Origin of the sequence: Nocardioides sp. CF8, assembly GCF_000389985.1 — a bacterium.
Classification (GTDB): domain Bacteria; phylum Actinomycetota; class Actinomycetes; order Propionibacteriales; family Nocardioidaceae; genus Nocardioides; species Nocardioides allogilvus.
This window is the reverse complement of sequence record NZ_CM001852.1, coordinates 3,207,719-3,222,070: the sequence shown is the minus strand read 5'-3', so window position 1 is coordinate 3,222,070 and position 14,352 is coordinate 3,207,719. Positions and strand designations below refer to the sequence as shown.

General features: G+C 69.7%; 11 protein-coding genes and 1 pseudogene. 5 read left to right on the top strand and 7 right to left on the bottom strand.

Annotated features, from left to right (window positions below):
* Positions 1–267 (top strand): annotated as a pseudogene (locus CF8_RS23255) (hypothetical protein); the annotation flags it as partial.
* Here CF8_RS23255 and mmuM read toward each other — a convergent pair.
* A complete protein-coding gene (gene mmuM, locus CF8_RS15720) occupies positions 254–1,192 on the bottom strand; it encodes a homocysteine S-methyltransferase (RefSeq protein ID WP_010834094.1) in 939 nt (312 codons plus the stop codon). The pseudogene CF8_RS23255 and the gene mmuM sit on opposite strands and share 14 nt — an antisense overlap.
* Before the next feature lie 7 nt (positions 1,193–1,199).
* Positions 1,200–1,940, bottom strand: a complete 741-nt coding sequence (locus CF8_RS15715; protein WP_010834093.1) for a GntR family transcriptional regulator — start codon at positions 1,938–1,940, stop codon at positions 1,200–1,202.
* 102 nt (positions 1,941–2,042) lie between these two features.
* Here CF8_RS15715 and CF8_RS15710 point away from each other — a divergent pair, with 102 nt between their 5' ends.
* Together CF8_RS15710 and CF8_RS15705 are read left to right on the top strand one after the other, a co-directional pair.
* Entirely contained in the window at positions 2,043–4,133 is a 2,091-nt protein-coding gene (locus CF8_RS15710) for a glucose PTS transporter subunit IIA (RefSeq protein ID WP_010834092.1), read from the top strand.
* Between the two features lie 53 nt (positions 4,134–4,186).
* Positions 4,187–6,901 carry a penicillin acylase family protein gene (locus tag CF8_RS15705; RefSeq protein ID WP_010834091.1) on the top strand — a complete coding sequence of 905 codons (2,715 nt, stop codon included), beginning with the start codon at positions 4,187–4,189 and terminating at the stop codon, positions 6,899–6,901.
* A 4-nt stretch (positions 6,902–6,905) separates the two neighbouring features.
* Here CF8_RS15705 and CF8_RS15700 read toward each other — a convergent pair whose 3' ends face one another.
* The 5 genes from CF8_RS15700 to CF8_RS15680 form a co-directional block, all read right to left on the bottom strand.
* Positions 6,906–7,841, bottom strand: a complete 936-nt coding sequence (locus tag CF8_RS15700; protein WP_010834090.1) for an acyl-ACP desaturase — start codon at positions 7,839–7,841, stop codon at positions 6,906–6,908.
* Between the two features lie 42 nt (positions 7,842–7,883).
* Positions 7,884–8,273, bottom strand: coding sequence for a DUF2237 family protein (locus CF8_RS15695; protein ID WP_010834089.1), 390 nt, complete (start codon positions 8,271–8,273; stop codon positions 7,884–7,886).
* Between the two features lie 24 nt (positions 8,274–8,297).
* On the bottom strand, positions 8,298–9,443 hold the full coding sequence (locus CF8_RS15690; RefSeq protein ID WP_036493360.1) for an endonuclease: 1,146 nt from the start codon (positions 9,441–9,443) through the stop codon (positions 8,298–8,300).
* A 62-nt stretch (positions 9,444–9,505) separates the two neighbouring features.
* Positions 9,506–10,150: a potassium channel family protein gene (locus tag CF8_RS15685; RefSeq protein ID WP_010834087.1), complete on the bottom strand. Its 645-nt coding sequence runs from the start codon at positions 10,148–10,150 to the stop codon at positions 9,506–9,508.
* Between the two features lie 16 nt (positions 10,151–10,166).
* Positions 10,167–11,507 carry a TrkH family potassium uptake protein gene (locus CF8_RS15680; protein ID WP_036493358.1) on the bottom strand — a complete coding sequence of 447 codons (1,341 nt, stop codon included), beginning with the start codon at positions 11,505–11,507 and terminating at the stop codon, positions 10,167–10,169.
* 189 nt (positions 11,508–11,696) lie between these two features.
* Here CF8_RS15680 and CF8_RS15675 point away from each other — a divergent pair, with 189 nt between their 5' ends.
* Entirely contained in the window at positions 11,697–13,769 is a 2,073-nt protein-coding gene (locus CF8_RS15675) for a catalase (protein ID WP_010834085.1), read from the top strand.
* A gap of 132 nt (positions 13,770–13,901) precedes the next feature.
* Positions 13,902–14,216, top strand: a complete 315-nt coding sequence (locus tag CF8_RS15670) for a hypothetical protein (RefSeq protein WP_010834084.1) — start codon at positions 13,902–13,904, stop codon at positions 14,214–14,216.
* The last annotated feature ends 136 nt before the right edge of the window (positions 14,217–14,352 follow it).

Below are 14,352 nucleotides of genomic sequence, written 5' to 3'. Positions count from 1 at the left end.
GACCACGACCACATCGTCCCGTTCGACCACGACGACCCCACCACGGGTGGCGCGTCGTGTGACTGCAACATCGCCCCGCTCTGCAGGCATCATCACCAGCTCAAGACCCACGCCGGGTGGCGCTACACGCCCCTCGAGAGGGGCACCTGGCTCTGGTCCGACCCCCACGGCCAACAGTTCCTCCGCGACCCCGACGGCACCACCGACGTCACCCCCACCGACCACCGCAGAGGCACAGGCTGCCGACACCAGGTCAACCGCCAATAGGGACATCCGTTGCGCCGCCGACATCACGGTCGGCCTCGTGCTCCTTGAGCACACCCGCCAGCTGGGCGATGTGGTCCGGTCCCACCCGGCAGCAGCCGCCCACCAGCCGCGCTCCAGCGGCGACCCAGTCGGCCGCGAGCGCGGTGTTGAAGACCCCGTCGCCACTCCACGTGTGCGACTCGCTGTCCCAGGTCTCGCCGAGGTTCGGGTAGGCGACAGCAGGACGACCCGTGACTGCGACCGCCGCCGTCACGGCCTGCATCACGTCGTACGGCGCCGAGCAGTTCACCCCGGCAGCCACGATGCTCGTGCTGTCGGCCAGGACGGCGTAGGCATCTCGAAGGGGTTGGCCGGCGCGAGTGGAATCTCCCGAGACGGAGTAGGAGAACCAGGCAGGCAGGCCGAGCTCGTCGAGGAGCGGCACCAGCACCTCCGCCTCGTCGGCGTCGGGGATGGTCTCGACCGCGAGCAGGTCCGGGCCCGCCGAGGCCAGCAGCTCCAGCCGCGGTCCGTGGAAGTCGCGGAGCGCGGCTGGCGAGACGCCGTACCGACCTCGGTATTCCGAGCCGTCGGCCAGCACAGCGCCGTACGGACCGACGGACGCCGCGACCAGCAGCCGGCGCCCGGTGTGCGAAGCGATCTCGTCACGCACCCCGCACGCGAGCAAGACGCTGGAGACGATCGTGTGCTCGGCCTCGCGCTTCGTCAGCCCGGCCGCAACGAGGCTCGGGACGCTCGCCTGGTAGCTCGCGGTCGTCGCGACGTCGGCGCCGGCGAGGTAGTAGTCACGGTGGACGGCGGCGATCTGCGCGGGGTCGTCCAGGAGCAGGCGTGCGGTCCAGAGGTCGGAGGAGAGATCGAGACCGCGGTCCTCGAGCGCATTGGACAGTCCGCCGTCCAGGACGAGGACGTCATCGAGCTTCATCGGCCCATTATGGCCGAGTGGCACCGGCCGACGCCGGGTGCTCGGTGTCGCGGAGCCTGTGTCTGGCGACGAACCGGAACCGGTCCCCGCGGAACAGCGAGCGGGTCCACTCCACGGGGCGGCCGCCCGCATCCCAAGCCGTGCGGTGCACGAGCAACAACGGCAGCCCGACCTCGATCCCGAGCAGGTTCGCGGTCTCGGGGTCGGCCAGCGTCGTCTCGACGGTGTCCTCGACGGCATCGAGGTCGATCAAGTAGGCCTCGGCCAGGGTGCGGTAGAGCGAGCCGCGGGCGGCCATCTCCTCGGCCAGGCCTGGCAGAGGTCCCGGCAGATGGGCGATCTCCAGGGCGATGGGTTCTTCTTCCTGGGTCCGCAGTCGCGTCACGCGATGCACCGGGGCGCCGGGTGTGAGCTGCAGGTGGCGGGCGAGCTCCTCGTCAGCCTCGATCACGTCGATCTCCAGCATCTTGCTCCCCGGCCGCCAGCCCTCGGCGGCGAGATCTTGGGAGAAGGAGGTCAGGGGCCGCAGCTGCATCAGCTTGGGTCGGGCCACGAACGTGCCGCGGCCCTGCGTGCGCTCGAGGCGGCCGTTGACGACGAGCTCGGAGATGGCCTTTCGTACCGTCGTGCGCGACGTCTCCAGCTGCTCCGCCAGCTCGCGCTCGGTGGGCAGGACTGCCCCGACCGGGAGGTCGGCGATGAGTCGCTGGATCTCCCGTTTGACGAGGTAGTACTTCGGAACCTTCACAGAATCCTCCGCTCGGACGTCGTCCCGCCTCTTGACGGCCCGGATTGGTCTATGCCAATGTGCAATTGGTCTACACCAATCTATCAGTCGCCGGAGGATCCGATGTCAACCGCCGTCCCCACCCGAGCACCCTCACGGCGAGGAGGGCTGCGCATCCCCGGATTCGCCCAGCTCCAGCGCCTCGGCAAGAGCCTGATGCTGCCCATCGCGTTGCTGCCCGCGGCCGGCATCCTGCTTCGCCTCGGCCAGGACGACCTGCTCGGGCAGTACGACCAGCCCGTGATCGGCCCCTTCTTCGACGCCATGAGCGCGGCGGGCGGCGCCATCTTCGCCAACCTGCCCCTGCTGTTCGCCGTGGGCGTGGCCATCGGGTTCGCCCGCAAGGCGGACGGCTCGACGGCGCTCTCGGCAGTCGCGGGCTACCTCGTCATGGCCGAGGTCTTCACGGCGATGTCGCCCATCGTCCTGGCCGGCGAGACCACGCCCTCCGGCGACCAGGCGACGATCAACTACAGCGTCTTCGCCGGGATCATCATCGGCATCGTGACGGCGTGGCTGTTCGATCGCTATCACACGATCCAGCTGCCGCCGTACCTCGGATTCTTCGGCGGCCGTCGGTTCGTGCCCATCGTCGTCTCGCTGGCAGCCCTGCTGATCGCGTTCGCGATGAGCTACCTCTATCCCCTCTTCGACATGGGACTGACCGGCATCGCGGAGTTCATCGGCGGCGCCGGCGCGGTCGGAGCGTTCGTCTACGGCTTCGTCAACCGGATGATGATCCCGCTCGGTCTGCACCACATCGTCAACACCTACATCTGGTTCCTGTACGGCGACTTCACGGCCGACGGGGCGACGTACACCGGTGAGCTCACCCGCTTCGCCAACGGCGATCCCGAGGCTGGTCGTCTGACCGCCGGCTTCTACCCCGTCCTGATGTTCGGCCTGCCCGGCGCCGCGCTCGCGATGATCCAGAGCGCCCGCAAGTCGCAGAAGAAGCTCGCGGTCGGCATCCTGTCCGCGGCCGCCATCACCGCCTTCCTGACCGGTGTCACCGAGCCGCTCGAGTTCGCGTTCATGTTCGTCGCCTTCCCCCTCTACGTGATCCACGCGGTGCTCACCGGCCTGTCCCTGGCGATCGCCTATGCCCTCGACATCCACCTGGGCTTCTCGTTCTCGGCCGGGCTGATCGACCTGCTGCTCTACGGCACCGCCCCCGCTGCGAAGAACATCCCGCTCCTGGTCGTGATGGGCCTGGTGTTCTTCGTCCTCTACTACGTGATGTTCCGCTTCGCGATCACCCGCTGGAACCTGCTCACCCCGGGACGCGACCCCGAGATGGACGGCGCGGATGACGCGGCCGACGCCACCACCGCTGACACCGTGCCCGGAGCGGCGACGGCACGTGCCCACCAGCTCATCGCCGCCTTCGGTGGCCCCGACAACCTGAAGACGGTCGATGCCTGCATCACGAGGCTGCGGATCGAGGTGGCCGACAAGGGCGCGGTGGATGCCGCAGCGCTGCGAGCGCTCGGTGCTGCGGGCGTCATGGAGGTGGGCAACAACGTGCAGGCCGTCTTCGGCACCCAGGCGGACGTCCTCAAGGACGAGATCCGGACAGCCCTGGCCGAGGGACCGGCACCGGTCGTTGCCGCCGCAGCGGCGCCCGCGGCCGCCCCGGCGGCGCCTCTCCCGAGTGCAGCGACCGGCCGCGTGACGGTCCTCTCGCCCCTCGTCGGCACGGTGGTCCCGCTCGCCGAGGTCCCGGACGCGACGTTCGCGAAGGGCCTGGTCGGCCCCGGCCTGGCGATCGATCCGCCGCGTGAGGTCGTCGACGTCGTCGCGCCCGTGTCGGGCAAGATCCTCAAGCTCTGGCCGCACGCCTTCGCCGTCCAGACTCCCGAGGGAGTCGGCGTCCTGGTGCACCTCGGCATCGACACGGTGCAGCTCAAGGGTGAGGGATTCAGCTCCTATGCGGCCGAGGGGGACGACGTCGAGATCGGCCAGCCGATCCTGCGGTACGACGTGCCCGCCGTCGAGGCGACCGGACGCAACCCGATCGTGCCGGTGGTCATCCTGGACCGCAAGGCCGACGCCATCTCCCTGCGCGACCTGGAGTCCGGCGTGAGCGTGAGGAGCCTGGAGCTGCTGCTCACGGTCGCCGCGGCGAAGGGCTCCGCAACGCCGCACTCGTAACCGGCGAAGTCACCCGGTCGTTGAGGCCGCACAGCCCCGAATGAGGAGTCGCCGTGCGCCGTTGGTCGAGTGTCCTTGCCCTGTCCCTGGTCCCGCTGCTGGCGGTCACGACGCTGCCGCCGAGCGCGAGTGCGCAGGATGACGACTACGGCTACGTCCGCAACATCCTGCCGCCGGGCGAGAACGGCACCATCGACGCGACGGACCTGCTGACGGTCGGACCCGGCCTCGAGGCCCAGGACGGCAAGAACGCGCCGCCCAACTTCGCCGACCAGCTCGAGATGTACGACGAGCTGACCACCCACGCGCCGTACAGCCTCGACAAGACGGACCTCGGCGGGCTCTTCAAGAGCGCAGGCTTCACCCCCGAGCAGGTCGTGCGCGAGGAGAGCCCGCGCGCCGGCGTCGCGATCCAGTGGGACCAGTTCGGTGTCCCCTACATCACCGGCACGACCTATGGCGACGTCATGTTCGGCTCCGGCTATGCCGCGGCGATGGACCGTATGTTCCTGATGGACGCGCTGCGCCACACCGGTTCGGGCCGGCTCGCGGAGTTCGCCGGCGGCACGCCCGGCAACGTCGCGATGGACGCCGCGCAGCACAAGGCCGCCTTCTACACCGAGGAGGAGGCGACCGCGCAGATCGACAAGATCGCGGGGGAGTACGGCGCCGAGGGGCAGCGCCTCGTCGGTGGGCTCGACGCCTACCTCGCCGGCATCAACGCCGGCCAGGACAAGCTCTGCCCGGCCGGCCTGGTCGTGGCACCCACCTGCCCGGTGGAGTATGCCCTCCTCGGCCAGCAGATCGAGAGCTGGGACCGCGCCGACGTCATCTACATCGCCTCGCTGGTCGGCGGCATCTTCGGCCGTGGCGGCGGTGGCGAGGCCGACAACGCGGCGTACCTGCAGAAGCTCACCAAGAAGTTCGGCAAGGTGAAGGGGCGCGCGCTCTACCGCGACCTGCGCACCAAGCTCGACGCCGACGCACCCACCAGCGCGAGCGTCAAGACGGCGTACGGCGACGGCGAGGCGCTCGGCGACAAGCGCCGCGGCGTCGCCCTGCCCGACCTGGGCGGGCAGACAGCGCCCGGCTCGGGGACGGTGATCGCCCACCAGCGCGTCCAGGCGAAGGTCGAGCGCGCCGAGCCGCGGATGGACCTGCCGAGCGGCAGCTTCAGCCTGCGCGAGCTCCGGCAGGGGATGAGCAACGCCCTGCTCATCGGTGCGAAGGAGTCGGCCACAGGCAAGCCCGTCGTCGTCTTCGGTCCGCAGACCGGCTACTTCACCCCGCAGCTGCTCAACGAGCAGGTGCTGATGGGGCCGGGCGTGCACGCGCGCGGCGTCTCCTTCGCCGGCACCAACCTGGTCGTCCAGCTCGGCCGCGGGATCGACTACGCCTGGTCCGCGACCAGCGCCTCGCTCGACAACGTCGACACCGTCGCCGAACGCCTCTGCAACGTCGATGGCAGCAAGGCGAGCGTCGAGTCCGAGGGTTACCTCGTCGACGGCACCTGCGTGCCGATGACGAGGAACACCCCGAGCGAGACCGTGCACCCGAGCGCCGGCTGGCAGGGGGCGCCGGCGACCTACACCTTCCTCGTGCTCCGCACCCGTCACGGCATCGTGCAGGAGCGCACCACCGTCGACGGCGTTCCCGTCGCGCTCGTCGCGCAGCGCAGCACCTACGGCCGCGAGGTCGCCTCCGCGATCGGCTTCGCGCGGCTCAACAACCCCGACTACGTCAAGGACGCCAAGACCTTCCAGCGCGCGGCCCACGGCATCGACTACACCTTCAACTGGTTCTACGCCGACAACCGCGACATCGCCTACTTCGCCTCCGGGCGGCTGCCGCGGCGCGCGAAGGGCACGGCCTTCGACTTCCCGCGCTGGGGCGATCGCCGCTACGACTGGCGCGGCTGGCTCGGCTTCGACGACCACGTCCGCGAGATCAACCCGGAGCGCGGCTACCTCGTCAGCTGGAACAACCGGCAGTCGCCGAAGTGGGGAGCGCCCGACAACATCTGGGGCTGGGGCTCGGTGCACCGCTCCGACGCCCTCGAGGACAAGGTCCGCCGCGACATCCGCGGCTCGCGCAAGGTGTCGCTGACGCGCGCCGTCGGGATCATGGCCGACGCGGCGACGCAGGACACCCGCGCCACGTCGGTGCTGCCGTGGCTGCTGAAGGTGATCGGCAAGGACCGCCGTACGACCGCAGCGCGCGCGGCCCTCAAGCGCTGGGCGCGCGCAGGAGCCCCGCGCGTCGACCGCGACCGCGACGGCGCCTATGCCCACCAGCAGGCGATCGCGCTCTTCGACACCTGGTGGGAGGACGGCGAGGAGTCCGTGGCCTACGACGTCATGGGCGACCGGCTCGGCGTGCTGGCTCGCGACGTGCCCGGCAACCTCGACGACCACCCGCGGGCCGGCACCGGCTCCGCGTGGATGGACCCGCCCTACTACAGCTACCTCAACAAGGACCTCCGCACGCTGCTCGGCGACCGCACCGTGCGCGAGGATCTCGCGTTCGACTACTGCGGGCGCGGCAGCCTGAAGAAGTGCCGCCAGACCGTGCGTACGTCGCTGCGCGGTGCCGTCACGCGAGTGCTGGCCGCGCAGGGGGTCTCGAAGGTCGCCGACCTGACCTACGACAAGTCGATCGACGCCATCCGGCACTCCACCTCGGGCGCGGTCGGGGTGCGCGACATCGACTGGCAGAACCGGCCGACCTTCCAGCAGGTCGTCGCGTTCGAGCGGCACCGCCCCCGATGAGCGCCTAGGACGACTGCCGCGCCGCCTTCTTCGCCGCTGCCTCGGAACGGCGCTCGACGAAGCGGGAGGCCTCGGTGTCCAGCGCGGAGACAGCCAGCGCGAGCTCGTCGCGGGCTGCCTCCCCGTCGGCGTCGAGGCCCTCGAGCTCCCACACGCCCCACTGCCGCAGCAGGGGAGTGACGATGTCGTCGTGGTGGATCCGCAGGTCGTAGATCCCGGCCTTGGCCATCGCGACCGCCTTGCGGGTGAAGCCGGGGATGACGTTGCCGGGCATCTGGAAGTCGAGGACCTCATCAGTGACCGCGCGCATCGTCTGGCTCGGCGCGACCTGGAGGGCCGCGGCGACGATGTTGCGGTAGAAGATCATGTGCAGGTTCTCGTCCTTGGCGACCCTGCTCAGCAGCTTCTCCGCGATGGGCTCCTCGGTGTAGCGCCCGGTGTTGCGGTGGGAGACGCGGGTCGCGAGCTCCTGGAAGGAGACGTAGGCGCAGACGTTGAGCAGCGGCTTGTCGACGGTGTCGTAGCCCGTCTCCATCGTCTGCATCCGCGCCCGCTCGAGCTCGACGGGGTCGACGCCGCGGGTGACGAGGAGGTAGTCGCGGATGCAGAACGCGTGCCGCCCCTCCTCCGCTGTCCAGCGGTTGACCCACGTGCCCCACGCGCTGTCGCGGCCGAAGGCGCGGTCGATCTCGCGGTGGTAGCTGGGCAGGTTGTCCTCCGTCAGCAGGTTGACCTCGAGCGCCGTCCGCGCGATCGGGGACAGCTGCGACTGCGCGACCTCCCACGGGTCGCCACCCAGCTCGGCGAAGTCGCGTCCGAGGCTCCAGGGCACGTATTCATGCGGCATCCACTCGTCGGCGATGGCGAGATGTCGGTCGAGGTTCTCCGCCACGGTCGGTTCGAGCTCCGCGAGCAGCTGGGCACTTTCGAGCGCGGCCATGCTTCATCCCTACACCCCCAACCACCCTGTTGAACAGAGTCGTCAGGTCAGCTCCGACAGATCGGGCGGTACGTCGACGGAGTGGCGCCGCAGCACCTCGAGCGGGACGACGTCGAGCGCCCGCACGGACGTGGCAGCCAGGACGACGGGGGCGGCGCGCCCGGCGTCGTACGCCTGGAGCCAGCGCACGGCGACCACGCACCAGCGATCACCGGGCGCGAGGCCGGGGAAGCCCCACTCGGGGCGCGGGGTGGACAGGTCGTTGCCGACCTCGCGCTGGTGGGCGAGGAAGTCTTCGGTCATGACTGCGCAGATCGCGTGCAGGCCGACGTCCTGCGGCCCGACCGTGCACGTGCCGTCGCGGTAGAACCCGGTCATGGGTTCGGTGCCGCAGGACTCCAGCTCGCCACCGAGGACGTTGCGCTCGCTCATGGACCCAGCATCGCGCACCGGGGGTCAGTTCCAGATCGCGGTGGCCCACTCGGGGTGGTCGATGAACGGGTTGCGGTTGCCCTGCCAGGTCGAGTGGATGCGATCGTTGCGACGCATCTCGAACGTCGACACCGGGTCCTCAGAGTTCCACGCGATCAGCACCTCAAGGTCGCCGATCAGGGTCGAGGAGGAGCCGACGGTGCTGCTCATCTCGAGGTTGTTGAAGCCGTCGCCGCCCTCGTAGCGGATCGCCATGTAGAGCAGCATCCGCGCCACGTCGCCCTTGACCGCGTCGCGCGGCTCGAAGGAGTCGGCGTCGGTCCAGCAGTCGGTGCACCCCGACACCGCCGAGCCGCCGAGGTCGAAGTCCTTGTTGCCGCGGGTGGAGTTGACGGCCACGTCCTCGGGGCGGATGTGGTGCAGGTCGGTGCCGGGCCCGGCGCTGGTGGTGAATCCGCCGCGCGACTGCGCCCAGACGTGCTCGCGGTTCCACTGCCCGAGGTTGCCGCCGTTGCTGCTCTTGGAGATGGAGCGCCCGGTGTAGAGCTCGATCACGTTCGCGGTGTTGTTGGGGTCCTGGTCGGTGTCCCTGAGCGCGGTCCACACCTGGTCGTAGGACAGGGCCGTGTGGCCGTCGATGATGTCGTGCAGCGAGGTGCGCAGCGCCGTACCCGTCTTGCCCATCGCCGGCGCGTAGTAGGTGCTGTCCCACGGGCTCGTGCCGCCCGGAGGCGGCTCGGTGGTGCCGCCGGCGAGCGCGAAGGCGGAGGTGCCCGTCATGCCGGGGTGGGAGAAGTACGCCGACAGCGCTCCCGTCACGTCGATCTGCTTGCCCATCAGGCCGGGGTTGGTCTTCAGCCCCCATTGCGCGCGGTACGCCGACGGGATCTGCACGTAGAGCATCTGCGACGTGCTCGTCTGGCTGGCGGAGTCGGCGATCGCGAGGGCGTAGTCGTTGGGGAAGTCCGACCGCACGACCGTGTTGGTCGCGGTCGGCTGCCCGACCACGTAGCCGCGAACGGTCTGCGTCGCCCCGGTCTGCTGACCGATGGCCTGGCTGACGGTGAGCGGGGTGGCGGCCGTGGCCGGTGCGACCGGCGAGAGGACGACGACGAGTGCGCTGATGAGGGCGAGCGCGAGGGCTCGACCCGTCCCGAGATGACGGTTCATGATCGGGAGCATGGCGCACCCCGGCGGCCCTGGGAAGGGGCGTCGGGGTGACGGGTCGGTGACTACTTGAGGTTGCAGAACCTCTCGACCTTGTCCGTCGGGCCGGAGACGATCAGCTGGTCGTTGCGCGCGACGGACGTCTCGGGCCGGGCATAGGTGAAGTCCTCGCCCAGCCGCTTCACGCCGACGATGGTGACGCCGTGGTGGGTCCGGGGCGAGGACTCCGCCAAGGTCTTGTCCCAGGTCTCCTTGGGCGCGTGCGCGCGAGCGATGGAGAAGTGGTCGTCGAACTCGATGTAGTCGATCATCGAGCCGGTCAGCATGTGCGCCACCCGCTCGCCCATGGAGTGCTCGGGATAGACGACGTGGTGGGCGCCGACGCGCTCGAGGATCGCGCCGTGCTTGCGGGTGATGGCCTTGGCCCAGATGTCGGGGACGCCCGCCTCGGCGAGCGCGAGGACAGTCAGGACGCTGGCCTCGATGTCGGTGCCGATGGCGACGACTGCCCGGTCGAAGTCGCTGATGCCGAGCTGGCGCAGCGCCTGATCGTCCGTGGTGTCGGCCTGCACGACGTGGGTCAGCTCCTCGGCCCAGCGCTCCACCAGCGCGAGGTTCTCGTCGACCGCGAGCACCTCCTGGCCGAGGTTGACCAGCGACTGGGCGACGGCGGTGCCGAACCTGCCGAGTCCGATGACGACGACGGACACGGAGTCCGGCTTGTTCCTAGCCAACAATGGGACGCTCCTCGGGCAGGTGGAAGTGGCGGTGACGGGTCTTCAGCGCCAGGGCGGTGGCGACGGTGATGGTGCCGACGCGGCCGACGAACATCAACAGCATGAGGGTCACCTCGGCCACGGGCGGCAGGTCGGGCGTGATGCCGGTGGACAGACCGACCGTGGCGAAGGCGGAGATCGACTCGAACAGCACGACGTCGAGGGCGTAGTCCGTGGACAGCAGGATCACCATCGTGCCCGTGCTGATCGCGGCGATGGCTAGCAGCGCGACCGTGAGCGCCTGGCGCATGGTCTCGCTGCTGATGCGCCGGTGGGCGACGTTGGTGTCGCGCTCACCGCGGACCTCGGACCAGATGACGTAGGCCAGCAGGAAGAACGTGGTGACCTTGATGCCGCCGGCGGTGCCCGCTGAGCCACCGCCGATGAACATCAGGACGTAGTTGACGGCCATCGTCTCGGGGGTGATCTGGCCGTAGTCGACGCTGTTGAACCCGGCCGTGCGGGGCACGACGCCACCGGTCACGCCACCGACGAGCTTGCCCCAGGTGTCGAGCGGCCCGAGCGTGCCGGCGTTGGTCCACTCGAGGGCCAGGAAGGCGGCCGTGCCGACGACGAGCAGGATGCCGGTGCCGTACACGGTCAACCGGGTGTGCACTGTCCAGCGATCGGGGCTGCGCCAGCGACGGCGCAGCTCGAACAGGACGGGGAAGCCGATGCCGCCGGCGATGACGGCCACACAGATCGGGAAGATGATCCACGCGTCGTCGACGAAGCCGATCAGGCTGTCGCTGTAGAGCGCGAAGCCGGCGTTGTTGAATGCCGACACGGAGTGGAACGCGCCGTGCCACAGGGCCTGGCCCCAGGTGTCGTCGTAGGCCGCCCGGAAGCGGAACGTCAGCATCGTGGCGAAGGCGATCTCGAACGCCAGGATGGTGATGGCGATGCGGCCGATGACGTGGCGCACGTCGCCGATGTTGAGCGTGTGCGTCTCGGCCTGCGCGATCAGCGACGACTTCAACCGCAGCTTGCCGCCGACGAGCAGCCCGAGCAGGGTCGCCAGGGTCATGATCCCGAAGCCGCCGACCTGGATCAGCGCCATGATCACGCCCTGGCCGAACGGTGACCAGTACGTCGCGGTGTCGACCGTCGCGAGTCCGGTCACGCACACCGCGGAGACGGCGGTGAAGGCTGCTGTCAGGATCGGCGTCCGCTCGGGTCCCGGGGTGGACCACGGCAGCGCGAGCAGCACGGTGCCCACGACGATCGCCGCGAAGAACGCGACCGGGACGACCCGGGCAGGATGCAGAACGGATTGCCGGAGACGTCCCACGGGATCACCGTAGCGGCGCGTCGGCGTCCGGTTCTCCATAGGCGCGCGGCGGAGCGTTTCGCCGGACCCCCGCGGCGGGCATCTCGGCCGCGTCGAGCCTGAATCGGGGGGTGTCGGCCACGCCCGATGATGGCTAGCCTCGCCGGTGGGGGACGCGATCACCGCGGCCACGACGTGAGGACTCTCGGCATGGCTCTCAAACGACCGACCAGCACTCCCGACCAGCGCGGCACGGGGGACGAGCTCCACCAGGGCGTCAAGGGGGGCGAGCGGATGACGACGTCGACCGGCACCCCGCTGGGCGACGACCAGAACTCGCTCAAGGTGGGCGATCGCGGCCCCACCGTCCTCGAGGACTTCGTCTTGCGCGACAAGATCTTCCACTTCGACCACGAGCGCATCCCCGAGCGCGTCGTGCACGCGCGCGGCTACGGCGCCCACGGCTACCTCGAGTGCCTCGACCCGGTGCCTGACCTGACCCGGGCCGCTCCGTTGCAGAAGAAGGGCCAGCGGACCGAGGCGTTCGTCCGGTTCTCCACGGTGGCGGGCAACCTCGGCTCGCCCGACCTGGCCCGCGACGTACGCGGGTTCGCGGTCAAGCTCTACAGCGAGGAGGGCAACTGGGACATCGTCGGCAACAACATGCCGGTCTTCTTCATCCAGGACGCGATGAAGTTCCCCGACCTCGTCCACGCGGTCAAGGAGGAGCAGGACCGTGGCTGGCCGCAGGCCGCCAGCGCGCACGACACCTTCTGGGACTTCGTGTCCTTGATGCCGGAGTCGACGCACATGCTGCTGTGGGCGATGAGCGATCGCGCGATCCCGCGCTCGTTCCGGTTCATGGAGGGCTTCGGCGTCCACACCTACCGCTTCGTCAACGCCGACGGGAAGGCCACCTTCGTCAAGTTCCACTGGAAGCCGCGACAGGGCATGCAGTCGGTGGTGTGGAACGAGGCGGTGAAGATCAACGGCGCCGACCCCGACTTCCACCGCCGCGACCTCTATGCCGCGATCGAGTCGGGCGACTTCCCCCAGTGGGACCTCGGTGTCCAGGTCTTCGATGACGCCTTCGCCGACAAGTTCGACTTCGACGTGCTCGACGCGACCAAGATCATTCCCGAGGAGGTGCTGCCCGTCCGGGTGATCGCCCGCCTCACCCTCGACCGCGTGGTCGACAACGTCTTCGCCGAGACCGAGCAGGTCGCCTTCTGCACCCAGAACGTCATCCCGGGCATCGACTTCACCAACGACCCACTGCTCCAGGGCCGCAACTTCTCCTACCTCGACACCCAGCTCAAGCGGCTGGGCAGCCCCAACTTCACCCACATCCCGGTCAACGCACCGCGCTGCCCCGTCGCGCACTTCCAGCGCGACGGCCACATGCAGACGATGCCGCAGACCGGCCGGGGCAACTACGAGCCGAACTCGCTGACCGGGGCCGACCGCGGTTCGCGCGCCGACCTCGTGCAGGGCTACCAGAGCGTCATGCGTGAGGAGCAGGGTCAGACCCGGCGGCTGCGCGCGGAGTCGTTCGCCGACCACTACTCACAGGCGCGGCAGTTCTTCATCAGCCAGACCGACGTGGAGCGCCAGCACATCGTGGCGGCCTTCGGCTTCGAGCTCAGCAAGGTCGAGGACCCCAAGATCCGCACCCGCATGCTCGCCAACCTGCGCAACGTGCACGACGACCTCGCCCAGCAGGTCGCCGACAAGCTCGCGATGCCGCTGCCGGACGCGGCCGAGGCAGCGGTCGCCCCGCGCACCGACCTGCCCGAATCTGCTGCGCTGAGCATCCAGCTCAACGGCCCCGACTCCTTCGCCGGACGCAAGCTCGGCATCGTCGTGACCGACGGCAGCGACAAGGCCGTCGTCAACGCGGTGGCCGGCGCCTTCGAGAAGGCCGGGGCGACGGTCGAGTACGTCGCACCCGCGATCGGGCCCGTCAAGCTGAAGGGCGGCGGCACGATCAAGCCCCACCACGCGATCGACGGCGGGCCGTCGGTGCTCTTCGACGCGGTGGCCCTGCTGCCCTCGCTCGCCGGTGCCACCGAGCTCGCCGGCCGGGCCAGTGCCAAGGACTTCGTCAACGACGCCTTCGCCCACCACAAGCTCATCGGTGTGGGCGCCGACGCGGGGGAGTGGCTGGCCGCTGCGGCGATCCAGCCCGACGCCGGTTGCCCCGACCTGTCGGTGAAGAGCGCCTCGGACTTCGTCAAGGCCTGCGCGGCGCTTCGGTTCTGGGAGCGCGACGTCCGCCCGTGACGTCGAGGTGGGCTAGCGTTGGCACCGATGCCTGACGACTATTGCGACCTGTGTGACCTGCCCCTGTCGACGTGCGTGCACGGGATGCCTCCGGCACCTCCGCCGCCCCCGGCGCCGGTCAGGGCACCTCGCGTGAGCACGCCCCGCGCTGCGAAGACCACGGCGCCCGCCGTACCCACCCGGCGGGCGCCGCGGAAGTGGACCCCACCCGAGGACTTCGCACCCCACATCGTCGGCGTGCTCGAGGCCGCCGGAGGCGAGCTCGACACCGAGGACGTCTTCACCGCACTGGAGTCGCGCCTGGCCGAGGATCTGCTCGACGGCGACCGGCAGCTCACGCCCGAAGGAGAGCTGCGGTGGCGCTATGCCGCCCGCCGGGCCCGGCAGTCGATGATCAAGGACGGCGTGATGGCCAAGGGCGCCCCCGGCGTGTGGTCGCTGGCCTGAAAACATCCACCGATCGTCGCGCTCGCGCCCGAACGGGCTAATCCCATAGGCTGTCTAGACATCTGGCTGGGCTAGTTCTCCAATTCCGCCACGCGGAGGCCGCCCAGTCTCTATCTTGAGTTTGCCCTGTGTGGGG